Origin of the sequence: Curtobacterium sp. MCPF17_002 (genome assembly GCF_003234115.2) — a bacterium.
In the GTDB taxonomy this organism is placed as follows: domain Bacteria; phylum Actinomycetota; class Actinomycetes; order Actinomycetales; family Microbacteriaceae; genus Curtobacterium.
The window spans coordinates 961,905-985,297 of record NZ_CP126251.1 but is presented as its reverse complement, the minus strand read 5'-3'; the positions used below and the strand labels follow the sequence as shown (position 1 = coordinate 985,297).

General features: G+C 71.2%; 24 protein-coding genes. 13 read left to right on the top strand and 11 right to left on the bottom strand.

Annotation, left to right across the window (positions count from 1 at the left end; all coding sequences use genetic code 11):
- Nucleotides 1-62: 62 nt before the first annotated feature.
- Both DEJ28_RS04770 and DEJ28_RS04765 read left to right on the top strand, forming a co-directional pair.
- A complete protein-coding gene (locus tag DEJ28_RS04770) occupies nt 63-287 on the top strand; it encodes a DUF3107 domain-containing protein (protein ID WP_092094477.1) in 225 nt (74 codons plus the stop codon).
- A gap of 4 nt (nt 288-291) precedes the next feature.
- Entirely contained in the window at nt 292-588 is a 297-nt protein-coding gene (locus tag DEJ28_RS04765) for a hypothetical protein (protein ID WP_111116072.1), read from the top strand.
- 63 nt (nt 589-651) lie between these two features.
- Here DEJ28_RS04765 and DEJ28_RS04760 read toward each other — a convergent pair whose 3' ends face one another.
- Nucleotides 652-1,368, bottom strand: coding sequence for a ferritin-like fold-containing protein (locus DEJ28_RS04760; protein WP_258368106.1), 717 nt, complete (start codon nt 1,366-1,368; stop codon nt 652-654).
- 91 nt (nt 1,369-1,459) lie between these two features.
- Between DEJ28_RS04760 and DEJ28_RS04755 the strand changes: the two genes are divergently transcribed.
- Nucleotides 1,460-2,983 (top strand): DEAD/DEAH box helicase, encoded by a 1,524-nt coding sequence (locus tag DEJ28_RS04755; RefSeq protein WP_111116071.1) that lies wholly within the window; start codon nt 1,460-1,462, stop codon nt 2,981-2,983.
- Nucleotides 2,984-3,140: 157 nt separating this feature from the next.
- On the opposite strand, the gene DEJ28_RS04750 is transcribed toward DEJ28_RS04755, so the two are convergent.
- Complete coding sequence (locus tag DEJ28_RS04750) at nt 3,141-4,013, bottom strand: PHP domain-containing protein (protein ID WP_258368105.1); 873 nt, start codon at nt 4,011-4,013, stop codon at nt 3,141-3,143.
- 70 nt (nt 4,014-4,083) lie between these two features.
- Here DEJ28_RS04750 and DEJ28_RS04745 point away from each other — a divergent pair, with 70 nt between their 5' ends.
- Both DEJ28_RS04745 and DEJ28_RS04740 read left to right on the top strand, forming a co-directional pair.
- Nucleotides 4,084-5,568, top strand: coding sequence for an aminopeptidase P family protein (locus DEJ28_RS04745; protein WP_111116069.1), 1,485 nt, complete (start codon nt 4,084-4,086; stop codon nt 5,566-5,568).
- 9 nt (nt 5,569-5,577) lie between these two features.
- Nucleotides 5,578-6,087, top strand: coding sequence for a GNAT family N-acetyltransferase (locus tag DEJ28_RS04740; RefSeq protein WP_349774944.1), 510 nt, complete (start codon nt 5,578-5,580; stop codon nt 6,085-6,087).
- Between the two features lie 83 nt (nt 6,088-6,170).
- Here the strand turns inward: DEJ28_RS04740 and DEJ28_RS04735 are convergent, their stop codons facing one another.
- Complete coding sequence (locus tag DEJ28_RS04735; protein WP_111116068.1) at nt 6,171-7,106, bottom strand: YflT domain-containing protein; 936 nt, start codon at nt 7,104-7,106, stop codon at nt 6,171-6,173.
- A 128-nt stretch (nt 7,107-7,234) separates the two neighbouring features.
- Here DEJ28_RS04735 and DEJ28_RS04730 point away from each other — a divergent pair, with 128 nt between their 5' ends.
- The 5 genes from DEJ28_RS04730 (at nt 7,235) to DEJ28_RS04710 (ending at nt 12,579) form a co-directional block, all read left to right on the top strand.
- Complete coding sequence (locus DEJ28_RS04730) at nt 7,235-8,554, top strand: magnesium transporter MgtE N-terminal domain-containing protein (RefSeq protein ID WP_111116067.1); 1,320 nt, start codon at nt 7,235-7,237, stop codon at nt 8,552-8,554.
- Nucleotides 8,555-8,606: 52 nt separating this feature from the next.
- Nucleotides 8,607-9,104: a DUF1003 domain-containing protein gene (locus tag DEJ28_RS04725; protein WP_111116115.1), complete on the top strand. Its 498-nt coding sequence runs from the start codon at nt 8,607-8,609 to the stop codon at nt 9,102-9,104.
- On the top strand, nt 9,097-10,263 hold the full coding sequence (locus DEJ28_RS04720) for an Mrp/NBP35 family ATP-binding protein (RefSeq protein WP_111116066.1): 1,167 nt from the start codon (nt 9,097-9,099) through the stop codon (nt 10,261-10,263). The genes DEJ28_RS04725 and DEJ28_RS04720 overlap by 8 nt, the downstream gene beginning before the upstream one ends.
- 10 nt (nt 10,264-10,273) lie before the next feature.
- Nucleotides 10,274-11,122, top strand: coding sequence for a class I SAM-dependent methyltransferase (locus DEJ28_RS04715; protein WP_111116065.1), 849 nt, complete (start codon nt 10,274-10,276; stop codon nt 11,120-11,122).
- 164 nt (nt 11,123-11,286) lie between these two features.
- Complete coding sequence (locus DEJ28_RS04710; protein WP_181433749.1) at nt 11,287-12,579, top strand: carbohydrate-binding protein; 1,293 nt, start codon at nt 11,287-11,289, stop codon at nt 12,577-12,579.
- A 125-nt stretch (nt 12,580-12,704) separates the two neighbouring features.
- Here the strand turns inward: DEJ28_RS04710 and DEJ28_RS04705 are convergent, their stop codons facing one another.
- Entirely contained in the window at nt 12,705-13,073 is a 369-nt protein-coding gene (locus tag DEJ28_RS04705; protein ID WP_111116064.1) for a twin-arginine translocase TatA/TatE family subunit, read from the bottom strand.
- Nucleotides 13,074-13,137: 64 nt separating this feature from the next.
- Between DEJ28_RS04705 and DEJ28_RS04700 the strand changes: the two genes are divergently transcribed.
- On the top strand, nt 13,138-13,770 hold the full coding sequence (locus DEJ28_RS04700) for an O-methyltransferase (RefSeq protein ID WP_111116063.1): 633 nt from the start codon (nt 13,138-13,140) through the stop codon (nt 13,768-13,770).
- A gap of 22 nt (nt 13,771-13,792) precedes the next feature.
- Here the strand turns inward: DEJ28_RS04700 and DEJ28_RS04695 are convergent, their stop codons facing one another.
- Both DEJ28_RS04695 and DEJ28_RS04690 read right to left on the bottom strand, forming a co-directional pair.
- Complete coding sequence (locus tag DEJ28_RS04695; RefSeq protein ID WP_111116062.1) at nt 13,793-14,515, bottom strand: AAA family ATPase; 723 nt, start codon at nt 14,513-14,515, stop codon at nt 13,793-13,795.
- 100 nt (nt 14,516-14,615) lie between these two features.
- Nucleotides 14,616-14,786, bottom strand: coding sequence for a DUF3117 domain-containing protein (locus DEJ28_RS04690; protein ID WP_022905043.1), 171 nt, complete (start codon nt 14,784-14,786; stop codon nt 14,616-14,618).
- A gap of 127 nt (nt 14,787-14,913) precedes the next feature.
- Here DEJ28_RS04690 and DEJ28_RS04685 point away from each other — a divergent pair, with 127 nt between their 5' ends.
- Nucleotides 14,914-16,194: an AI-2E family transporter gene (locus DEJ28_RS04685; protein ID WP_111116061.1), complete on the top strand. Its 1,281-nt coding sequence runs from the start codon at nt 14,914-14,916 to the stop codon at nt 16,192-16,194.
- Here DEJ28_RS04685 and DEJ28_RS04680 read toward each other — a convergent pair.
- The gene (locus DEJ28_RS04680) at nt 16,173-17,417 is read right to left on the bottom strand and encodes a putative hexosyltransferase (RefSeq protein ID WP_111116112.1); all 1,245 of its coding nucleotides are present in this window, start codon (nt 17,415-17,417) and stop codon (nt 16,173-16,175) included. The two genes, DEJ28_RS04685 and DEJ28_RS04680, sit on opposite strands and share 22 nt — an antisense overlap.
- A complete protein-coding gene (gene dapE / locus DEJ28_RS04675) occupies nt 17,402-18,484 on the bottom strand; it encodes a succinyl-diaminopimelate desuccinylase (RefSeq protein ID WP_111116060.1) in 1,083 nt (360 codons plus the stop codon). The genes DEJ28_RS04680 and dapE overlap by 16 nt, the downstream gene beginning before the upstream one ends.
- Before the next feature lie 137 nt (nt 18,485-18,621).
- Between dapE and dapD the strand changes: the two genes are divergently transcribed.
- Entirely contained in the window at nt 18,622-19,608 is a 987-nt protein-coding gene (dapD, locus tag DEJ28_RS04670) for a 2,3,4,5-tetrahydropyridine-2,6-dicarboxylate N-succinyltransferase (protein ID WP_111116059.1), read from the top strand.
- Between the two features lie 774 nt (nt 19,609-20,382).
- Here the strand turns inward: dapD and DEJ28_RS04665 are convergent.
- The 3 genes from DEJ28_RS04665 to fdxA form a co-directional block, all read right to left on the bottom strand.
- Nucleotides 20,383-21,681, bottom strand: coding sequence for a citrate synthase (locus tag DEJ28_RS04665; protein WP_111116058.1), 1,299 nt, complete (start codon nt 21,679-21,681; stop codon nt 20,383-20,385).
- A gap of 228 nt (nt 21,682-21,909) precedes the next feature.
- The gene (gene dapC, locus DEJ28_RS04660) at nt 21,910-23,028 is read right to left on the bottom strand and encodes a succinyldiaminopimelate transaminase (RefSeq protein WP_111116057.1); all 1,119 of its coding nucleotides are present in this window, start codon (nt 23,026-23,028) and stop codon (nt 21,910-21,912) included.
- A 14-nt stretch (nt 23,029-23,042) separates the two neighbouring features.
- On the bottom strand, nt 23,043-23,360 hold the full coding sequence (gene fdxA, locus DEJ28_RS04655; protein ID WP_058728223.1) for a ferredoxin: 318 nt from the start codon (nt 23,358-23,360) through the stop codon (nt 23,043-23,045).
- Between the last annotated feature and the right edge of the window lie 33 nt (nt 23,361-23,393).

Below are 23,393 nucleotides of genomic sequence, written 5' to 3'. Positions count from 1 at the left end.
GGCACAGTGCGCCTGCGGCGAACGGTCGATGTGCCGATGGGTCGCTCGGATACGCTGTCGTCGTGGACATCAAGATCGGCATCACCAACAGCCCGCGCGAGATCGCGTTCGAGACCGCCCAGACCGCCGACGAGATCGAGAAGGCCGTGTCTGAGGCCCTCGCGGCGAAGTCGACGCACCTCTCGCTCCAGGACGAGAAGGGCCGTCGGTTCATCGTGCCGGTCGGCTCGCTCGCCTACGTCGAGGTCGGCGCCGAGGAATCCCGCCGTATCGGCTTCGTCGCCTGACGACGTGGAACTGCTCTTCGCGGTCCTCGGCGGCCTGATCGTCGGGGCGATCGCCCACGTCGTGCTGCCGTGGCGATCGACCCGCGGCTCCCTCATCGGACCGGCGGTCGGCGGCATCGTCGCCGCGGTCCTCTGGGAGGCCCTGTCGTGGGCGGGCTGGAAGTACGACGCGACCTGGATCTGGGTCGTCACCCTCGTGGGTGCCGCCGTCCTCGCCCTCGTCACCGAATGGGTCCTCGGGAAGCGCCGTACGGCGGCCGACGCGGCCTACTACGAGCGCATCAAGGCCCAGGGCGCCTAGGCGCCAGCGCACCTCGGCGACAGGGCGCCAGCGCGCCTCGGCGATGAGCCCGGCGGCAGCGCTTCAGGCGGTCAGCCCGAGCGCGTCCATCCGCCTGGTGTGCGCGGCGATGAGTTCGGTCCAGACCGGCTCGAGCCGCTCCTGGTCCTCGCGGGCGTGCGACGCGAGTGCCGACCGGGCCACCAGCAGCGTGTCCCCGACGAGCCGCCGGCCCCACATCGCGAGACGCGAACCGACCTGCGGGTCCTCTTCGATGCGTGCGGTCAGTTCTTCGACGACGGCCGCTTCCTCACGCGCGTCGAACACGGTGCGGAGTCGCTGCCGGACGTCGGTCGGCAGCGACCGGAGCAGGCTGCCGAACAGGTCGTTGAGGATGCCCGCGGTCACGTACCCGGTGAGCATCGACTCGTACCAGTCCGCACCGCTCGTCCGTTCGAGGAACAGGTCGATCGCCTCGCGGTGGGGGGCCATCAACGCGGCGGGGTCGCCCCCGCTCCGCTCGATCTCTGCGACGATGGTCCGGTGCCGCTCGAGCGCGGTGGTCGCGAGCACACCCGTGACCAGCCGGCCGGACAGGGTCGGGGCACCGGCTCCGGCGCGGCCCATGGTCTCGTACAGCGACAGCTGCAGGTACGCGGCCTGGCCCAGGTAGACGTCGAGCTCGGGGCTGACGTCGTCCAGCTGCAGGCGTTCGACCGGCGAAGCACCCCGCGGGTTCCGCGACGCGATCCACGCGGCTGCGAGCTGCGCAGCGCGCTTCCGGTTCCACCACGACACCACCCGAAGAGCATAGCGGGAACCTCCCCGCGCCCACGCCCGACCGGCCCATCGGTAGACTGGTCGGGACTTCCACCAGAACTAAGGTGATTCTTTGACTTTCTCAGACCTCAACATCGAGCAGGACCTGGTCGATGCGCTCGCCGGCAAGGGCATCATCGAGCCCTTCCCGATCCAGCAGCAGACCATCCCGCTCGCCCTCACCGGCCAGGACATCATCGGTCAGGCCAAGACGGGGACCGGCAAGACCTTCGGCTTCGGTCTCCCCCTCATCCAGCGACTCGGGGCCGACCCGGAACCCGGCGTGAAGGCCCTCGTGGTCGTCCCGACCCGCGAGCTCGCGGTGCAGGTCACCGAGGACCTCGAACTCGCGGCCTCGAACCGGCCCACCAAGATCGTGTCGATCTACGGCGGCAAGGCGTACGAGGGCCAGATCGAGCAGCTCAAGGCCGGCGCGCAGATCGTCGTCGGCACGCCCGGGCGACTCATCGACCTGCAGCGTCAGCGCATGCTCGACCTCTCGCACGTGCAGGAAGTCGTCCTCGACGAGGCCGACCGCATGCTCGACCTCGGGTTCCTGTCGGACATCGAGCGGATCTTCCAGGCCATCCCCGAGGTGCGGCACACGATGCTGTTCTCGGCGACGATGCCGGCCCCGATCGTGGCCCTCGCCCGCCGGTTCATGAGCCGCCCGGTGCACATCCGCGCGAGCGACCCGGACGAAGGCCTCATGCAGGCCAACATCAAGCACCTCATCTACCGCGCGCACTCGCTCGACAAGGACGAGGTCATCGCCCGCATCCTGCAGGCCGAGGGTCGCGGCAAGACCGTCATCTTCACCCGCACGAAGCGTGCCGCGGCGAAGCTCGTCGAAGAGCTCAAGGACCGCGGGTTCAACGCCGCGGCCGTGCACGGCGACCTCAACCAGGAACAGCGCGAGCGTGCGATGGCCGCCTTCAAGGCCGGCAAGCGCGACGTGCTCATCGCGACGGACGTCGCGGCTCGCGGCATCGACGTGGACGACGTCACGCACGTCATCAACCACACGATCCCGGACGACCCCGACACGTACCTGCACCGCGCCGGGCGCACCGGCCGTGCGGGCAAGACCGGCATCGCGGTCACGTTCGTCGACTGGGACGACCTGCACAAGTGGACGCTGATCGACAAGGCCCTCGAGTTCGGCATCCCCGAGCCCGTCGAGACCTACTCGTCGTCGCCGCACCTCTTCGAGGAGCTCGACATCCCCCAGGGCACCAAGGGTCGTCTCCCGGGCGCCTCGGCGCACGCGGCGTCCGCCGGCCTCGCCTCCGAGAAGAAGACGGGCGACCGTCCCCCGCGCAGCGGCTCGCGTCCGCCGCGCACCCGGACCCGGCCCGGAGGCACGGAGCAGTCCGCCTTCCAGGCTCCGGTCGCCGAGTCCTCGGCTTCCGGGTCCGCAGCTTCCGGATCCGCGGCCTCCGAGCCCACGGCCTCGGACTCCACCGGCGCACCCGCCGATGCGGGCTCGGCCGACGGGGCGGCGAAGCGCCGTCGTCGGCGCCGTCGTCGCGGAGCCGGCACCGGGTCGTCCGAGGCGACCGCCTCGGCACCGCAGGGCACGTCGGACGGCGAGTAGCGCCTCCAGGCAGAAGGGTCCGTCGCTGACGCGGCGGGCCCTTCGTCGTCCGCCCCCGGGCGGTGGGTTTCGTGCTGGGCGACAGTTCACGCCGCCGCAGACCCGTGAACTGTCGCTGAGGCCGTGACTCGGGCGCGAGCTCCGACGGGGGGGGGGGTCAGGTCAGGCGCGAGCCGGAGCCGACGACGGGCGCGCTGCCGGTGGCCTCGGACCGGATGGCGTCGAACGCGGCGAGGGCCGTCCGGTGCTCGCCGAGCCGGTTCGGCTTGCCGGTGCCGTGGTAGTCGCTCGAACCGGTGACGAACAGGCCGTATCGGTCGGCCCAGTCCAGGAGCGTGCGCTTGCCGTGCGCGAGGTTCTCGCGGTGGTCGACCTCGAGCCCCGCGAGACCGGCCCCGACGAGCTCACGGAGCATCGGTTCGTCGATGACGATGCCCCGGGAGGACGCCGCGGGGTGCGCGATCACGGGGACACCGCCGGCCTGCCGGATGAGTTCGACGCCCCGGAGCGGGGTCGGCGCCTCGTGCGGTTCGTAGTACCCCGAGGCCGGGTGCAGGATGCCGCGGAACGCCGCGCTGCGGTCGGACTCGAGCCCGCGGGCGACGAGGGCGTCGGCGATGTGCGGACGGCCGATCGTGGCACCGTGCGACGACTGTGCGAGGACGTCGTCCCAGGTGATCGGGTGGTCCCGCCCGATGCGGTCGACCATGCGGTGCGCACGGGCGAGGCGGCCGTCACGGATGCGGAGCGTCTCCTCGACGAGGCCGGGGTGCTCGGGGTCGACCAGGTAGCCGAGCACGTGGACGCTGCGGTGTCCGACGCGCGTGCTGAGTTCGAGGGCCGGCAGGAGCGTGATCGGCATGCTGCGGGCCGTCGCGGAGGCCTCGGCCCAGCCGGCCGTGGTGTCGTGGTCCGTCAGGGCGACGGCGTCCAGCCCGGCGGCTGCTGCCGCTCGGACGAGGTCCGCGGGTCGCTCGGTGCCGTCGGAGACGCTCGAGTGCGCGTGCAGGTCGATGAACGGATCGGGCACGTGCCCAATGCTATCCACAGGTGAGGAGCCGCACAGGCCGAGGTCCCCCGGGCGGTGCGATGATGGGTGCATGTCCGACACCACGCCCCGCGCGACGAGCAACCGTTCCACCACTCCCGGGTCCTCGACGTTCAAGGACTACATCGGTTCGCAGTGGGCCGACCGCGACCGTCCGCTGCCCGAGCCGCGCGAGCAGGCCGCGTTCGCCGCCGAACGCCGCGCACGGATCTCCGAGCTGCACCCGGGCCGCACGATCGTGGTGCCGGCCGGCCAGGCCAAGGTGCGCTCGAACGACTGCGACTACCCGTTCCGCCCGCACTCCACGTTCGCGCACCTGACGGGGTGGGGCACCGACACCGTCGTCGGCTCCGTGCTCGTGATGACGCCGAACGGCTCCGGCCACGACGCCACCGTCTACTTCCGGGCCACCGCGGGTCGCAACTCCGAGGAGTTCTACGCCAACCCGGAGATCGGCGAGTTCTGGGTCGGACCGCGGCCCTCGCTCGAGGAAGTGGCAGCGGACCTCGGGCTCGCGACCGCCGACCTCGGCGCCTTCGACACCGTGACCGCCGGGCTCGACGCCTCGACCCTGCTCGTGCGCGATGCGGACACCGACCTCACCCGTGCGCTCGACGAGCGCCTCGGCAGCGCCGTGGGCGGTGCGCCCGAGGCCGACGGCGTGCCCGCGACCGACGACGCCCTCGCCCGCGACCTGTCCGAACTCCGACTCGTGAAGGACGCGTACGAGGTGGGCGAGCTCCGCAAGGCCGTCAACGCGACGAAGGCCGGCTTCGACGACGTCATCGCCGACTTCGACGCCGTGCTCGCGCACCCCCGTGGCGAGCGCATCGTCGAGGGCACGTTCAACCGCCGTGCCCGTGCCGACGGCAACACGGTCGGCTACGACACGATCGCCGCGTCCGGCCACCACGCCTGCATCCTGCACTGGACCCGGAACGACGGTGCCGTGCAGCCCGGGGACCTCATCCTCATCGACGCCGGGGTCGAGGTCGACTCGTTCTACACGGCCGACATCACCCGCACGCTGCCCGTGAGCGGGACCTTCACCGACGTGCAGCGCATGGTCTACGACGCCGTGCTCGAGGCCGCCGACGCAGCCTTCGCCATCGTCAAGCCGGGGATCACCTTCCGCCAGGTGCACGCCACCGCGATGGAGGTCATCGCCCGCAAGACCGCCGAGTGGGGCTTCCTGCCCGGCACCGCCGAGGAATCCCTGCAGCAGGACAACCAGTTCCACCGCCGCTACATGGTGCACGGCACGAGCCACCACCTCGGCCTCGACGTCCACGACTGCGCGAAGGCCCGCCGTGAGATGTACATCGACGGCATCGTGCAGCCCGGCATGGTCTTCACGATCGAGCCCGGACTGTACTTCCAGCAGGACGACCTGACCGTGCCGGAGGAGTTCCGCGGCATCGGCGTCCGCATCGAGGACGACATCCTCGTGACCGAGGACGGCGCCGAGAACCTGTCGGTCGGCATCCCTCGGACCCCCTCGGAAGTGGAGGGGTGGATCGCCCGCTCCGGCCGCTAGCCTGAGCGGGTGACGACGCCCGAGGTCTCCCCCAGCACGAACCCCGCCACCCCCGCGGACGGTTCGACCGTGTTCGCGATCGACGTCGAGCACTTCGACTCCCCCGACGCGCAACGGCTTCGCGCGGCGCAGCGTCTCGAGATCGACCGTGCCTACGGCGGCGACACCGAACCGGGCGAGAAGCCCACGGCCGACTCGATCGCGGTGTTCTTCGTCGCGCGTGACGACGACGGCACGCCGCTCGCCTGCGGGGGCCTCCGCGTGGTGCAGGACGGCATCACCGAGATCAAGCGCATGTACGTCCGGCCGGAGTCCCGCGGGTCAGGGGTCGCCGCGGCGATGCTCCGCCGACTCGAGGAAGCCGCGCTCGACCTCGGGTCGCCGGCACTCGTGCTCGAGACCGGCAACGAGCAGAAGCGGGCGATCGGGTTCTACGAGCGCGAGGGGTTCTCGCGCATCGCGAACTTCGGCCCGTACGTCGGGGCGCCGCTGTCCATCTGCTACTCGAAGGTCCTGTAGGCCGGACGCCCGCCGGCGCCCGCAGCCCGCGAGATCGCACTTCCGCGGACATCACTGCCGCCGAACCGCGCCGGAGTGCGATCTCAGCGGGACTCGTCGTCCTTCGCGTCCGATGACGACCCCGACGACCCCGACGACGCCGAGTCCGATGGGGATGCCGGCGCCGAGGTCGGCGTGGCACCGGCGACCCGCTCGCCGTAGCGCGGCGGCTCCTCGGGCCGGGGCTGCGCCGCGGCCGGGGGCTCGGTCGGTGCGGGTGCCGTCGCGGGGGTCTCGCCGTAGCGCGGCCCGTCGTTCGTGCCGTACCGCGGCGCTCCCGCCTGCCCGGCGGGGGCCGACGTGCCGGGCTGCTGCGTGCCTCCAGGCTGCTGGTGCGGTGTGGCGTGTCCACCGTAGGGCGATCCCTGGGACTGGCCCGGCTGCCCACCCTGCGGACCCGGCCGCCACGGCTGCTGCGGCGGCTGCCCCTGGAATCCGGCCCCGGGGGCGCCGGGCGCACCGGGCGTGCCCGGGTTCCAGTGCGTCGCCGGCGCGATGCCGGCCTCGCCGAGGATGCGACGGGCCTGACCGGTCAGCTGCGGGGCGACGACGATCTGGTAGTTCGTGGCGAGCACCTGGTGGACGCTCGTGAAGTCGCGCTGCCGCTTCGTGATCGCGAACGAGACGATGCCGTAGAGCATGCCGAAGGCGGCACCGATGATGGCGGCGGCGAGGATCAGGCCACCGGCACTCGGCGAGAACAGGGTGAGCACGATGCCGAAGAAGATGCCGAGCCAGAGGCCGGACAGGGCGCCGGCGATCGCGGCACGGCCGTAGGTCATCTTGCCGGTGACCCGCTCGACCGTCTTGAGGTCGTTGCCGACGATCGAGAGCTGGTTGACCGGGAAGTCGGCCTCGGCGAGCTTCGCGACCACGCGCTGCGCATCGGGGTAGCTGTCGTAGGTGCCGAGGACGTCGCCCTTGGGCAGCGTCGGGAAGGCCTGGGCGGTCCTGCCTGCGAAGGGGCTCTGATTGCTCACCCAGCCATCATTCACCGAACACCTTGCGATCGCACGTGCACCACCGGGGAGAAGTCCCCGACGACGCGGCCGTCGCGCGGAACGTCGCGGGCACGGCGCGGCCAGGCGCAACGACTACGCTGGGTCGGGTGAGCGCCACGAAGGTCTTCGTCGCCCGCCTCGCCGGGTGCTCCGTCTTCGACCCCGCGGGCGACCGCGTCGGCAGGGTGCGGGACGTGCTCGTCGTGTACCGCCGCGCGGATCCGCCGCACGTCGTCGGGCTCATCGTCGAGGTGCCGGGCAAGCGCCGCATCTTCGTCAGCATCGGCCGGATCACGTCGATCGGTGCCGGACAGGTCATCACCACGGGCATCGTGAACATGCGCCGCTTCGAGCAGCGCGGTGGCGAGGTCCGGGTGATCGCCGAGATGCTCGGCCGCAAGGTCCTCATCAAGAAGGAGCGCATCCGCGCCACCATCGAGGACGTCGCCGTCGAGGACCGCGGGCAGGGCGACTGGGAGGTGTCGCAGCTCTTCCTCCGCAAGCCGAAGACCACGCCGTCGCCGTTCGGCAAGGGTCCGACGACCTTCGCGACCTGGAACGAGGTCACCGAGGACGAGCTCCCGGGCGAGGCGCAGTCCGCCGAGCACGTCATCGCCGCCTACTCCGACCTGCTGCCCGCCGACCTGGCGTCCACCCTGCTCGACCTGCCCGAGGAACGCCGGTTCGAGGTGGCCGAGGAGCTCCCCGACGACCGTCTCGCCGACGTGCTCGAGGAGATGCCGGACCAGCAGCGCATCGAGATCCTCACCCGCCTCGAGGACGCCCGCGCCGCCGACGTCCTCGACCACATGCAGCCGGACGACGCCGCCGACGTCCTCGCGCAGTTCTCCGACGAGCGCAGCGAGGCGCTCCTCCAGCTGATGGAGCCGGAGGAGGCGCAGGACGTCCGCATGCTCCTCGAGTACGAGCCGGACACCGCCGGTGGTCTCATGACCACCGAGCCGGTGATCGTCTCCGCCGACGCGACCGTCGCCGAGGGGCTCGCCCTGGTCCGTCGCCACGAGCTCGCCCCGGTGCTCGGCGCCGCGGTCTGCGTGACGCTGCCGCCGTACGAGCCGCCGACCGGCCGGTTCCTCGGACTCGTGCACTTCCAGCGCATGCTGCGGTACCCGCCGAACGAACGGCTCGGCACGCTCATCGACCAGCAGACCGAACCGGTCCGGGTCGATGCCAGCGCCGCCGAGGTCACCCGCATCATGGCGACCTACAACCTGCTGTCGGTCCCCGTGGTCGACGACGCCCACCGACTCGTCGGGGTGGTGACGATCGACGATGTCCTCGACCACGTCCTGCCGGACGACTGGCGAAGTCAGGGCGAGGGGGAACCCTCACCGCTCCCACGCCAACGCCCGCGCAAGACGCCCGTGACGACGGGAAGGAGGACCACCCGTGGCCCGAACGGATGAGAACCGCCAGGAGCGCCTCGAGCGACAGGAGCGCCTCGACTCCCCGAAGGGCATGCGCACGCGCGTGCTCCCGACCCGCCGTCGATCCGGTCGGGGGGACACCTTCGGCCGCGCCACCGAGGGCATCGCCCGTGCGATGGGCACGCCCTGGTTCCTGGTCGGCCTGACCCTCTTCTGCGTCGTCTGGATGGCCTGGAACGTCTTCACGCCGAAGGCCCTGCAGTTCGACTCCGCGGCGATCGGCTTCACCGCGCTGACCCTCGTCCTCTCGCTGCAGGCCTCGTACGCGGCACCGCTCATCCTGCTCGCCCAGAACCGGCAGGACGACCGCGACCGGGTGCAGTTCGAACAGGACCGGCAGCGTGCCGAGCGGAACCTGGCGGACACCGAGTACCTGGCGCGCGAGGTCGTGGCGCTCCGCCTGGCGATGCGGGACATGGCGTCGAAGGACTTCATCCGGTCCGAGATCCGGTCGCTGCTCGAGGAGCTCGACCGGCGCGACGCGATCGACGACGGGGAGCCGGAGCGCTCGGCGGACGTCCGTGGCTGACGCCACGACCCCGGGGGACGACCAGGCGCTCGGCTCGCGGGTCCTCGCTGCGCTCGCCCGCGTCATCGACCCGGAGATCCGTCGGCCCGTCACGGAGCTCGACATGATCCGTGGTGTCGACGTGCAGCCTGGAGGCGCGGTGCGCGTCGACCTGCAGCTCACGATCGTCGGGTGCCCGGCTGCCGACACGATCGAGCGTGACGTGCGTGCGGCCGCCGGTTCCGTGGACGGTGTGGCCTCGGTCGCCGTCGACGTGTCGGTGATGGCGCCCGCGACGAGGGCCGCGCTGACCGAACGCCTCCGCGCCGGACGCCCCCGCGGCGTGCAGTTCACACCGGACTCGCTCACCCGGGTGATCGCGGTGACGAGCGGCAAGGGCGGTGTCGGCAAGTCCACCGTCACCGTGAACCTGGCTGCCGCCCTCGCCGCCCGTGGGCAGCGCGTGGGCATCGTCGACGTCGATGTGCACGGCTTCAGCGTCCCCGGGTTGATGGGGCTGACCGACGAACACGGCGTGGCGCCGCGCCCGACACGGGTCGACAGCATGATCCTGCCGCCGGTCGCGCACGACGTGAAGGTCGTCTCGATCGGCATGTTCGTCGACGACGTCTCGACCGCGGTGTCCTGGCGCGGACCGATGCTGCACCGGACCGTCTCGCAGTTCCTCACCGACGTGTACTTCGGCGACCTCGACGTGCTCCTGCTCGACCTGCCGCCGGGCACCGGGGACGTCGCGATCTCGGTCGGACAGCTGCTCCCGCACGCCGAGGTGATCGTGGTGACGACCCCCCAGGCCGCCGCGGCCGACGTCGCCGAGCGGAGCGGGGTCGTCGCACGGCAGACCGGGCAGCGGGTGATCGGCGTCGTCGAGAACATGGCGGGCCTCGTGCAGCCCGACGGTTCCGTGCTGCACCTCTTCGGCGAGGGCGGCGGCGCCGAGACCGCCTCCCGGCTGTCGCGCGGGCAGGACTCCCCCGTGCCGGTGCTCGGCAGCGTGCCGCTGTCGATCCCGCTCCGTGCGGGCGGCGACACGGGTGTGCCCGTGGTGCTCGGCGTGCCCGACGACCCGGCAGCGGTGGCGCTGGTGGCGATCGCGGAGCGGATAGCCACGATGGGACGGGGTCTCTCCGGCCGGAAGCTCGGGCTCTCGCTGTCCTAGGCTCGTCCGCATGAGCACGGACCACGTCAGCGTCGACTGGGAGCACGCCCGCGACACCAACCGCGCGAACTGGGACGACCGGGTGCCGATCCACGAGGGTGCGTACGAGATCGATGCACTGGCCGACCCCGAGCACCGTTCGACCGTGGTCCGCGAGGACCTGCCGGTGCTCTCCCCGTGGCTCCCCGGCGGGTCGCTCGACGGCCTGGACGTCTGCCACCTGCAGTGCCACATCGGCACCGACACCGTCTCACTCGCACGCGAGGGCGCGCGTCTGACCGGTGTCGACTTCTCGCCCGCCGCCCTCGCTTCGGCCGCACGGCTCGCCGAGCGGCTCGGGCTCGACGTCACCTGGGTCGAGACCGACGTCCTCGACGCCCGGGCCGCCGTGGTCGGCGACTTCGACGTCGTCTACACGAGCATCGGGACGATCTGCTGGCTCGCGGACCTCGACCGGTGGGCGGCGCAGGTCGCGGCGCTCCTCCGTCCCGGCGGGGTGTTCTTCATCCGCGACGGGCACCCCGCGCTGTACGCGCTCGACGAGTCCGCCGACGAACTCGTCACCCGGTACCGGTACTTCCCCGACGGCACCGCGCAGCAGTGGGACGACGCCGGCACGTACGCGGGCGAGGGCGCGGTCGCCAACACCCGCACGTTCGAGTGGCCGCACCCGCTGTCGGAGATCGTGAGCGCCCTGCTCGGCGCGGGCCTCCGACTCCGGGCGCTCGACGAGGGCCGGACCCTGCCGTGGCGGTTCAGCCAGCGGATGGAGGACACCGGCGAGGGCTCGTGGGCCTGGCCCGAGGCCGATCGCGTCCGCGTGCCGACGACCTTCACGATCGTCGCCACCCGGGACTGACCGGGTCGGACCGTCCGGTCGGCGCGCACCTGTACGTCCTTTCATGGACAGGTCGTTCCACCCGAGAGCAATATGCAGGGGTATTCCACAATGCTCCTGCGAAATCAGGTCGCAGGGGTTCCATCCGCCGGACGACGACGTCCGGCCGAGGACAGGAGAACCGCGTGCAGAAGAACACCCGGGTACGGATCGGCCTCGTGGCCGCCGTCGTGGCGACGATCGCAGGGGGATCACTCGCCGCAGCACCAGCACTCGCCGCGACACCCTCGTGTGCGACCGCCTGGAGCGCCGGCACGGCCTACAACGGCGGCGCCACGGTCAGTGAGGCCGGCACGAACTACACCGCGAACTGGTGGACGCAGGGCGACGACCCCGCGACGCACTCGGGGGTGACGGGCAGCGGGCAGCCCTGGACGTCGTCCGGTGCCTGCACGGGCGGCAGCACCGGTGGGGGCACGGGCGGTGGGACCGGCGGCGGGACGACCACGCCGGGCGGTGGGAGCGCCGGCACCGCGAGCGGGCTCGTCTTCAGCCCGTACAAGGACGTCACGGTGAACCTCGACTGGAACACGAACGTCATGAACACCGCCGTCACGGGGACCCGGATCCCCGTCGTCGGGTCGAGCAACAGCCTCGTGTCCACCCGCGAACCCGGTCTCAAGGCGATCACCCTCGCCTTCGCGACCGGCACGTGCGGCAGCGAGAACTGGGGCGGGGTCGCCGCGGACGCTTTCGCGAGCGCCAACATCCCGAAGCTCGACGCCGCGGGGGTGAACTACATCGTCAGCACCGGCGGCGCCGCGGGCTCCTTCAAGTGCTCCGGCACCGCCCTGCAGTCGTTCATCGCGCGCTACGCCACGCCGCACATGATCGGTGTCGACTTCGACATCGAGAGCGGGCAGTCCACTGCCGACGTGCAGAACCTCGTGAACGCCGCGGCGCTCGCACAGACGAAGTACCCGGGGCTTCGCTTCTCGTTCACGCTGGCGACCCTCGCCGCTTCGGACGGTTCGTTCGGCGGGCTGAACAGCACCGGTGACGCCACCGTGAAGGCGATCAAGGCGTCGAGCCTGACGAACTACACCGTCAACCTCATGACGATGGACCTCGGCCGGGCCACCGCCGCGAACTGCGTCCTGTCCGGATCGACCTGTGACATGGGGAAGTCGTCCGTCCAGGCCGTCACCAACCTCGAGCACACGTACGGCATCGCGCCGTCGAAGATCGAGGTCACGCCGATGATCGGCGTGAACGACGCCACCGACGAGGTCTTCACACTCACCGACGTCGACACGCTGTCCGCGTACGCCAAGGCGAACGGCCTCGCCGGCGTCCACTCCTGGTCGCTCGACCGCGACACCCCCTGCGCCTCGACGACGGCGTCGTCGACGTGCAGCTCGGTCCCGAGCGCACCCGCACTCGCGTGGACGGACCGGTTCCTCGCCGACCTGCGGTAGCCGCGACCACTGACGGACTGGAGGCGCGGTGCCAGCTGGCACCGCGCCTCCAGTCCGTCATCCGGTCAGGTGACGTGCGTCAGGTCGCCTGGGCGTCGAGCGTCAGGTCGTCTCGGCGTCGTGCGTCAGGTCGCCTCGGCGTCGTAGGGTGCGGCCTCGCCGACGGCGAGCGGCACCACCGGTGCCGTCGCGCGCACCTTGGAGGCGGTGACCTGCGCCGTCTGCACGGCGGCAGCACTGCCGCCGGAGTCGAGCAGGGCATCGCGGATGATCCGGCGCGGGTCGTACTGCCGCGGGTCGAGCTTCTGCCAGTCGACCTCGTCGAACTCGGGACCCATCTCCTCGCGCATGCGGTCCTTCGCGGTGTCGGCGAAGCGACGGACGGCCTTCACGAACTCGGCGAGCTTCTGGGCGTACATCGGCAGCCGCTGCGGCCCGAGCAGGAGGACGCCGATGATCCCGATCACCAGGAACTTCTCGAAGCCGTCGAACACGGTACGAGCGTAACCCGTCCCGGCCCGACAGCACCCGTAGAGTTGTCACCCGAACGGAGTGTGCGTGTCAGAGAAAGAGTCGAACTGGAAGTTCGCCGAGGACATCGTCTCGGAGTCAGAGGTGATCGCCCGCGCGCGTGAGCACTCGCTCGAGCTCGGGGTCGAGGCGATCTCCCCCGCCATCGGTGCACAGATCGGTGTCATCGCCGCCGCCTCCCGCGCGACGAGCATGATCGAGATCGGCACCGGGCTCGGCGTCTCCGGCCTGTACCTGCTCGGCGGCGCGCCGAACGCCACCCTCACGACGATCGACGTCGAAGTGGACCACCAGCAGTACGCCCGCGACGCGTACATCGCGGCCGGCTCCGCGCCCGCACGCATCCGGCTCATCCCGGGCCGCGCGAACCAGGTCCTCCCCCGGATGAACGAGGCGTCGTACGACGTCGTCCTCGTCGACGCCGACCCGGAGCACGTCATCGAGTACGTCGAGCACGGGCTGCGGCTCGCACGCCTCGGCGGCACGGTGCTCGTGCCGCACGCACTCTGGCGCGGGCGCGTGGCGGACCCGGTGAAGCGGGACCGGGCGACGACGGACTTCCGGTTGCTCCTCACCGAGGTGTCGACCTCGGGTGCGGTCATCAGCTCGCTGTCGCCGGCGGGCGACGGGCTGCTGCAGATGACGAAGGTCTCCGCGTAGCCCACCCGATCGCCAGGTCTCCTCAGGACAGGTGGCGCAGGTAGCGCTCCGGCGACTCGAGGAACGCCCGCTGGTTCCGCACCAGGTCGAGGTCGCTCCAATCGGCGCGCCGGATGCCCCACTCGCCGACCTCGTGGATCGCGGCACCGGGGAACGCGGCGAGCACGGGCGAGTGCGTCGACAGCACGACCTGCCCGCGCCCGGTGTCGACGATCGACTGCAGGAGCCCGATGAGCGCCAGGCAGCCGGAGAAGGACAGCGCCGACTCGGGCTCGTCGAGGATCCACAACCCTGGCCACTCCGATCGGTCGATCACGAAGTCGAGGAACGACTCACCGTGGCTGCGCTCGTGGAAGACTGGTTCGGGGCGCGCACCGGGGTGGTCCTCCAAGTACGTGAAGACCCCGTGCATCGTCTCGGCGCGGAGGAAGAAGCCGCTCTTGGCCGCGCCGAGCTCCCGCACGAGGACGAGGTGCTCCCACAGCTGCGACTCGGACGGCCGCGTCGAGTGACCGGACATCGTGGAGCCGCCCTCCGGCCCCATCCCGAACGCGAGCGCCATCGCCTCGACCAGGGTCGACTTCCCGACGCCGTTGTCGCCGACGAGGACCGTCACCGGGGCGAGGTCGAGCCCGTCGTCGAGCAGCTGCTGCACGGGCGCGAGGGTGCCGGGCCACTGCGCGCGCGGGAGCGGCTCCGGCGCGTACTCCTCGACGCGGCGGATCGGCAGACGGGTCCGTGGCACACCCTCATCGTGCCGGAGAGCACCGACAGACCCGGCCGGGGGCAGCGGCAGAGCCCGGCGCGTACACGCTCCGGGCTCTGTCGTTCAGTGCTTCGACGTACTAGGCCGAGACGACCTCAGCGAGTGCGTCATGGAGTTCCTTGGCCTCGGCATCGTTGACCGAGACGACCAGGCGGCCTCCACCTTCGAGCGGAACCCGCACGACGATGAGTCGACCCTCCTTAACAGCCTCCATCGGCCCGTCACCGGTCCTCGGCTTCATGGCTGCCATCAGATGTCCCCTTTCGCGCAGTACATGCACGCCCATTATCTCGTATCGATGGGGGAACTGCGAAACCGCCCAGGTTGGGGGTGGCGAATCGGGACGTTCTCGCGGCTCGGATTCCTAACCTTGGCGGATGCCGAACATCCGCTCCATGCGCCGTCGAGCCCCTCGAACGCCGTCCGAGAGCGCCCCGGCCGCACCCGTCGGCGCTGGCCGGTCGGACGACGCGGTTCCCGCCGGGATGCGTGTCGCAGCCGGATTCTCGTGGCGTCTGCTCGTGGTCGCCGGGCTGCTGGCGGTCGTCATCGCGCTCGTCGTCCTGTTGCAGGACATCGTCGTACCGTTCCTCATCGCGCTGCTCGTCTGCGCGCTGCTCGCGCCGATGTCGGCGTTCCTCCAACGGCACCGTTGGCCGAAGTGGACCGCGGTGCTGTCCTGCTTCGTGGCGATCGTCCTCGCCATCGGCACCCTCGCGCTGGTGGTCACCGCGCAGATCCGGTACGACCTGCCGTCGCTCGAGCACCGGCTGCACCACAGCGTGCGGTCGCTGCAGTCCCTGCTCGACAGCCAGCCGTTCGGCATCACGGCGAAGGACGTCAACACGTGGGTGTCCGACGGCTCCGACTACCTGCAGGCGCACGCCTCGTCGATCCTGTCCGGGTTCCAGGCCGCGGGGTCCGGCGCGTTGCACGTCTTCGAGGGTCTCTTCATCATCGTGTTCACGACGCTGTTCGTGCTCATCGACGGGCCCCGGATCTGGGCGTGGGTGGTCCGACTCTTCCCGCGCAGCGCCCGTCCGCGCATCGACGTCGCCGGTCACGCCGGCTGGAAGACGCTGACGAGCTTCATCCGCATCCAGCTGCTCGTCGCCGTCACGGACGCGCTCGGCGTCGTGATCGGGGCGCTCGTCCTGCAGATCCCCCTGGCCATCCCGATCGGCGTGATCGTGTTCCTCGGGGCGTTCGTCCCGGTCGTCGGAGCGATCGTCGCCGGGATCGTCGCCGTGCTCATCGCGCTGGTCTTCAACGGCTGGGTGACGGCGCTGATCATGCTCGGCGTCGTCGTGCTCGTGCAGCAGCTCGAGAGCCACGTCCTGCACCCGTTCCTGACCGGGCAGGCCGTCAAGGTGCACCCGCTCGGGGTGGTCCTCGGGGTGACCGCGGGCACCACGATCGCGGGGGTCGTCGGGGCGTTCTTCGCGGTGCCGTTCATCGCGACCGTGAACGCGATGGTCACCGCCGCGGCGGCGTGGCGGCCGGGCGACGACGCCGCGGCAGCGCAGCGGCCGGGCGACGCCGCCGCGGCGCAGCGGCCGGGCGACGCCGCCGCGGCGCAGCGGCCGAGCGACGGAGCCGCTGCACGGCGGCCGAGCACATCAGCGGCCGGCGCCGATCACGGCGGGGTCCAGTCGTAACCGTCGACCCACCAGCAGAAGTACATCCACGCCCACTGCAGGGCGAGGAAGGCCACGACGACGGCCACCCGGTAGACCCGTGACCGCGGCAGCGCCACGATCCCGAGGAGCGGCGCGATCGGCAGCAGGATCCGCCACGTGCTCGACTGCGGGAAGAACACCGCGAGCAGGTAGACGAGGTAGGCGACGCCCCACAGCCGGAGCTCGAGGCCGATCCGCCGTGCCGCGGGCAGGAACACGAACGCCGCGAACCCGACGACGACCACGGCGAGCAGGATGCCGCCGGCCGGCTGCCGGAACCACCAGCCGAAGCCCTGGATCCACGGCGCGAAGGGCACGAGCTCCTTCCAGCCGATGTACGACGACCGCCACGCGAGCTCGGTGTCGGTGTAGGCCTTCGGGACGCCGGTGACCGCCCACGCGATCGCCGGCCAGGCCAGGCCGACGAGCCCGGACACGACGGCCACGACCGCGGGCGGCACGAACCGGCGGACGGTCAGCGGTTCCGACGACCGGATCCAGGCCGGTCGGACGAACCAGACGCCGAGGAACAGCACGATGAGGAGCGCGAACGCCAGTCCGGTCGGGCGGGTCATGCCGAGCAGCAGCACGACGGGCAGCATCGTCCACCAGCGCCGCTCGACCATCAGCAGGAGTGCGACGAGGAGCAGGAACAGCCCCATCGACTCCGCGTAGGCGACCTGGAACATCGCCGAGACCGGCGCGACGCAGAACAGGACCGTGGCGAACGTCGCCCGCGCCGGGTCGAGGAACCTGCCCATCAGCCGGCGGAACACCAGTGCCGCGCCCCAACCGCACAGCAGCGAGACCGACACCGCGACGAACTCGAACGACGCCCCGGTCAGCGCCATCAGGGCCCGGACCAGGAACGGGTACGCCGGCATGAACGCCCACGCGTTCTCCGTCACGTGCCCGGCCGCGTCCACGGGCAGCGTCGACGGGTACCCGTTCGCCGCGATCACCCGATACCAGGCGCCGTCCCAGATCGAGGCGAACGACAGGTACGACGGATGCTGGACGGTGAACGAGTTGGCCGCCTGCACACTCGCGAACGCCGTGAGCATCGCGCCGGTCACCAGGCGCGCCACCGCGTAGACGACCGTGATCCGCACCCACCACGGAACGACCCGGTAGCGGGCGTGCCAGCGGGCTCGAGCAGGGCTCAGCCGGGTGGTCCCGGCCGTCGTCAGGCCGTCAGCCACCGACGCAGACCGTCCTCGACCGAGGTGATCTGGTCGACGGGGACCTGCTCGTCGTCGTGGTGGGCGAACACCGGCTCGCCGGGGCCGTAGTTGACGGCAGGCACGCCGAGCTCGGAGAACCGGGCGACGTCGGTCCAGCCGTACTTCGGACGCGGCGCCGGTCCGCCCACGGCCGCGACGAAGTCCTGCGCGAGGGGTGCGTCGAGGCCCGGTCGGGCACCGGCCGCGAGGTCGACGATCTGCACGTCGTACCCGTCGAACAGCTCACGGATGTGCGCCACGGCCTCGTCGGCGCTCCGAGAGGGGGCGAACCGGTAGTTGACGTGCACCATCGCCTCGTCGGGGATGACGTTGCCGGCGATCCCGCCGGAGATACCGACGGCGTTGAGGCCCTCGCGGTACTCGAGCCCGTCGACCGTCACCGTGCGGGGTTCGTACGCCGCGAGCGTGGCCAGGATCGGCGCGGTCTTGTGGATCGCGTTGTCGCCGATCCAGCTGCGGGCGCTGTGCGACCGCTTGCCGAACGTGCGGACCTCGGCGCGGAGGTTGCCGTTGCAGCCGCCCTCGATCTGCGCGCCGGACGGTTCGCCGAGGATCGCGAAGTCACCGGCGAGGAGCTCCGGACGGGTCCGGGCCAGACGACCGAGGCCGTTCAGCGCGTCGCTGACCTCCTCGTGGTCGTAGAACACCCAGGTGACGTCGACGCTCGGCGCGGACAGGTCGTGTGCGAGCTTGAGCTGGACGGCGCAGCCGCCCTTCATGTCGACGGTGCCGCGTCCCCAGAGGATCTCGGTGCCGTCCTCCGCCGTGCGGAACTCCGTCGGCAGGTTCGCGTTGAGCGGGACGGTGTCGATGTGCCCGGCGATGACGACCCGGCGGTCGCGACCGAGGTTCGTCCGCGCAACGATCGCGTCGCCGTCACGGATCACCTCGAGGTGCGCGAGGGGCGACAGGGCGGCTTCGATCGCGTCGGCGAGCGGCCCTTCGTTCCCGGACACCGACTCGATGTCGCAGATGGCACGGGTGATGTCGATGGACGAGGCGGTGAGGTCGAGCTGCTCCGGCATGCGGTCACCTTATCGGCAGCCCCTTGCGACCCGCTGCCCCGCCGCCACCCCGTCCAGGGCCTGGAGGCGCGGTGCGGCCCCGCAACGCCCGTCCGGCCGGACGGCTGTCCGCTCCGGCACCTCGGTACCCTGGTCCCGTGACCGACACGACCGCACAGCCAGAACCGACGGACGGGGCCGACCGCCCGACCCACGCCTGGGGCCACGGCCTCGCGACGATCGCCGCCGACGGTACGACGCTCGACACCTGGTACCCCGAGACGCACCTCGGCGCGCTTCCCTCCGACGCCGTGTTCCCCGCCGAACTCCGGGCACACGTCGGTGACGACCCCCGCCGCGAGGTCCGGATCGAGGCCGTCACCACCGAGCTCACGATCGACGCGGCTCCCGCGAGCACCCCGGACGCCTACCTGCGCCTGCACCTGCTCAGCCACCTGCACGTGCGTCCGAACGAGATCAACCTCGACGGTGTCTTCGGGCACCTGCCGATCGTCGCCTGGACGAACGCCGGCCCCGTGCACCCGGACGACCTCACCAGGCTGCGTCCGGGGCTGCAGCGCGCCGGCATCGCCGTCCACGCGATCGACAAGTTCCCCCGTCTCGTCGACTACGTCGTGCCGGACCGCGTCCGCATCGGCGACGCGAACCGGGTCCGCCTCGGTGCGCACCTCGCCCCCGGGACGACGGTCATGCACGAGGGCTTCGTGAACTTCAACGCCGGCACGCTGGGCGACGCGATGATCGAGGGCCGCGTGTCCCAGGGCGTCGTCGTCGGCAACGGCACCGACATCGGCGGCGGGGCGTCCATCATGGGCACGCTGTCCGGCGGCGGCACGCACCGGGTCTCCCTGGGCGAGCGCGCACTCCTCGGCGCCAACGCCGGCCTCGGCATCTCCCTCGGCGACGACTCCGTGGTCGAGGCGGGTCTGTACGTGACCGCCGGCACGAAGGTGGTCCTCGTCGGAGCGGCCCCGAACCCGGACGGCACCGCGAGGACGGTGAAGGCCGCGGAGCTCTCCGGCACCCCGAACATCCTGTTCCGCCGCAACTCGGTCTCCGGCGCCGTCGAGGCACTCCAGCGCCAGGGGCAGGGCATCCAGCTCAACACGGCGCTGCACGCGTAACGCTCCGCAGAGAACGCACCGCACGGAGCGCCCTGCGCCCACACCGACCGCCTGGAGGCGCGACGCAGGTCCCGGCGACCGGCACCGCGCCTCCAGGCGGTCGCCGTCTCCCCCACGGACGCCTCCGCGCGGGGTCGAGGGCGCGCCGCGAGCGCAGCACCCGAGGCCGTAGCCGGATGCAGCGGCCGAGCCCCGCGCCCGCGCCCCGCACCCCCGTGGCCGAGCTCCATGGTCGAGCGGGCGAAATACCCGGGTGCGATCTCACGCGAACCGGGTGTTTCGCCCGCTCGATCTCGTACCGGCAACGTCCATGCCCCTGCACGTACGCGTCCCCCTCCCGATTCGCGAGCGGGCGAAATGCCAGGGTGGTCGCGCGCTGTGACCCCGGTATTTCGCCCGCTCGACGGTGAAGGCGTGCCGCTGTCTGCATGCGCAGGGCCACGCGCACGTCGAGCGGGCGAAATACCCGGGCGGACGCAGCACGGACCGCGGTATTTCGCGCGCTCGACAGCGGGCGGCGGCTCTCGCGTGGCGGGCGAGCGCGTTGCGGGCGAGCGCGTTGCGGGCGGGGCGCAGGCAGGCGGGCGCGCGGTGGCGGGCAGCCGGCGACGCGCAAGAGGCCCGGTGGCGGTCTCGGGACCGGGGCCGGGCCTCGAGGCAATGGCGTCCAGTGCACACGGCCTGCGCCCGTCAGGCGGCACGGGACGCACCCCGAAACGGACATCGCGCCCCGTCAGGACGGGGCGCGATGTCCGCGCGGGGGTGCGACCGAGGTCAGCGCTTCGGCAGGTCGCGCTCCGGGTGCCCCACGTACAGCTGCTGCGGGCGGCCGATCTTGTTCTGCGGGTCGTTGTTGAGCTCGCGCCACTGGGCGATCCAGCCCGGAAGCCGCCCGATCGCGAAGAGGACCGTGAACATCCGCGGCGGGAAGCCCATCGCCTTGTAGATGATGCCCGTGTAGAAGTCGACGTTCGGGTAGAGCTTCCGGTCGATGAAGTACTGGTCGGACAACGCGATCTGCTCGAGCTCCTTCGCGATGTCGAGCAGGTCGTCCTGCACGCCGAGCGACTCGAGGACTTCGTCGGCGCTCTCCTTCACGAGCTTCGCGCGCGGGTCGTAGTTCTTGTAGACGCGGTGCCCGAAGCCCATCAGCTTCACCCCGCGGTCCTTGTTCTTCACCCGCTCGACGAAGCGCTGCACGGGCTCGCCGGAGTCCTTGATCTGCTGGAGCATCTCGAGGACGGCCTCGTTCGCGCCACCGTGGAGCGGGCCGTACAGGGCGTTGATGCCGGCGGAGATCGACGCGAACATGTTCGCCTTCGTCGACCCGACCATGCGGACGGTGGCTGTCGACGCGTTCTGCTCGTGGTCCTCGTGCAGGATGAGCAGCCGGTCGAGTGCCTTGGAGAGCACCGGGTTCGGCTGGTACGTCTCGGCCATCGTGCCGAAGTTCAGCCGGAGGAAGTTGTCGACGAACGACAGCGAGTTGTCCGGGTACAGGAAGGCCTGCCCGATGGACTTCTTGTGCGCGTAGGCGGCGATGACCGGGAGCTTCGCGAGCAGCCGGACGGTCTGCAGCTCGACCTTCTCCGGGTCGTCGACGTCCATGTCGTCCTCGTAGTACGTCGACAGGGCGCTGACGGCGCTCGAGAGGACGGACATCGGGTGCGCCGAGTGCGGGAGGGCGTCGAACAGACGACGGAGGTCCTCGTGCAGCAGGGTGTGCCGACGGATGCGGGCGTCGAAGTCGGCCAGCTCGGACTCGGAGGGCAGCTCGCCGTAGATGAGGAGCCACGCCACCTCCAAGAAGGTGCAGTTCGAGGCGACCTGGTCGATGGGGTAGCCGCGGTAACGCAGGATGCCCTGGTCGCCGTCGATGTAGGTGATGGCGCTCTTCGTCGACCCGGTGTTCACGAACCCATAGTCGAGCGTGTTCATCCCGGTCTGCTTCTTGAACGTCGAGATGTCGACGGTGGACGCACCGTCGACGCTCGGCAGGATCGGGAACTCCGCGGTGCCGCCCGGGTACGTCAGCGTCGCGGTCTCCGTCGTCTGCTCGGCGGCGGGACTCACGGGGACGGGCGTGGTGGGCGGTGTGGCCGTCTTCTGAGCGTCGTTGGCAGTGTCAGTCACGAGGACAGCCTAATCGCGGCGTCTGTCGCTCGTGCACATCCAGGAGCTCGGGACTTGGTGGGAACCACGGATTGCGCTCGGCGCGAAAGCAACGCGTGAACGCCGCGCGGACGACGCGCGAACGACGCACGAACGCAGCGCGGACAACGCGCGAACGACCCAGGACCCCTAGGCGGACTCGAGCCGACGTCCGCTCGCCAGCCGCTGCGCCGCCGCCGCGATGCGCTCGTCCGTCGCGGTCAGGGCAACGCGGACGTGCTGCTCCCCCGCCGTTCCGTAGAAGGTGCCGGGCGCGACGAGGATGCCGCGCTCCGCGAGCCACGCCACGGTGTCGAGCGCCGGCTCGCCCCGGGTGGCCCAGAGGTACAGCCCCGCCGAGCTGCGGTCGACCCGGAAGCCGGCGCCCTCGAGTGCCCGGCGGAGCATGTTCCGCCGCGCCCGGTAGAGCACCTTCTGCTGCTGCACGTGGGTCTCGTCGGCGAGCGCGACGATCATCGCCTGCTGCACGGGCAGCGGCGGCATCATGCCGGTGTGCTTCCGGACGGCGAGCACGTCGGCGAGGATCGCGGCGTCGCCGGCGACGAAGGCCGCACGGTAGCCGGCGAGGTTCGACTGCTTCGAGAGCGAGTACACGCTGAGCACGCCCTCGAGCGAGTCCCCGACGACGCGGGGGTCGAGGATCGTCGGCGTCGGCGCGGTGTCGTACGGCGCTTCCCATCCGAGTTCGGCGTAGCACTCGTCGCCGACGATGACCGCGCCGAGTTCGCGGGCTCGTTCGACTGCGGCACGGAGTTCGTCGACCGACAGCACCCGTCCGTCCGGGTTGCCCGGCGAGTTCAGCCAGACGAGCTTCGTCGTGTCGGGCCAGACCGCCGGGTCATCCGAGGCGAGGGAGGCCGCACCGACGAGGGCGGCACCCAACTCGTAGGTCGGGTACGCAGCAGCCGGGAAGACCACGGTGTCGCCGGCGCCGATGCCGAGCCAGAGCGCGAGTCCGGCGATGAACTCCTTCGAGCCGATCGTCGGCAGGGTGTTCGCCTCGGTCAGCTGCACGCCGTGCCGCCGGCCGTACCAGGCGGCGATGGCCTCGCGCAGCGCTGGCGTCCCGGCGACCTGGGGGTAGGCGTGCGCGTCGGTGGCCTCGGCCAGGGCCGTGCGGATGACGGCGGGGGTCGGGTCGACGGGCGAACCGACGCTGAGGTCGACGATGCCGCCCTCGTGCGCCGCGGCCTGCTGCTTGAACGGGACGAGCTGGTCCCAGGGGAAGTCGGGGAGGTCGAGCGCCACGTGCGTGCTCCGGTTCAGCCGCGGGGCGGTTCGGCCATGACGACCGGGTGGTCCTTGTGGATCACACCGACCTTCGCCGCGCCACCGGGGGAACCGACCTCTTCGAAGAACTCGACGTTGGCCTTGTAGTAGTCGGCCCACTCGTCCGGGAGGTCGTCCTCGTAGTAGATCGCCTCGACGGGGCAGACGGGTTCACACGCACCGCAGTCGACGCACTCGTCGGGGTGGATGTACAGCGACCGGTCGCCCTCGTAGATGCAGTCGACCGGGCATTCGTCGATGCAGGCGCGGTCCTTGACGTCGACACAGGGCTGGGCGATCACGTACGTCACGGCTGGGGTGCTCCCTTCGGACTGAGCAAGGAC

Bases quoted from the DNA above. Each gene is read 5' to 3' on its own strand.
- DEJ28_RS04745 (WP_111116069.1), top strand. From the start codon at position 4,084: ATGTCCGACACCACGCCCCGCGCGACGAGCAACCGTTCCACCACTCCC.
- DEJ28_RS04725 (WP_111116115.1), top strand. From the start codon at position 8,607: ATGCGCACGCGCGTGCTCCCGACCCGCCGTCGATCCGGTCGGGGGGAC.
- DEJ28_RS04715 (WP_111116065.1), top strand. From the start codon at position 10,274: ATGAGCACGGACCACGTCAGCGTCGACTGGGAGCACGCCCGCGACACC.
- DEJ28_RS04690 (WP_022905043.1), bottom strand. From the start codon at position 14,786: ATGGCAGCCATGAAGCCGAGGACCGGTGACGGGCCGATGGAGGCTGTT.
- DEJ28_RS04685 (WP_111116061.1), top strand. From the start codon at position 14,914: ATGCCGAACATCCGCTCCATGCGCCGTCGAGCCCCTCGAACGCCGTCC.
- dapE (WP_111116060.1), bottom strand. From the start codon at position 18,484: ATGCCGGAGCAGCTCGACCTCACCGCCTCGTCCATCGACATCACCCGT.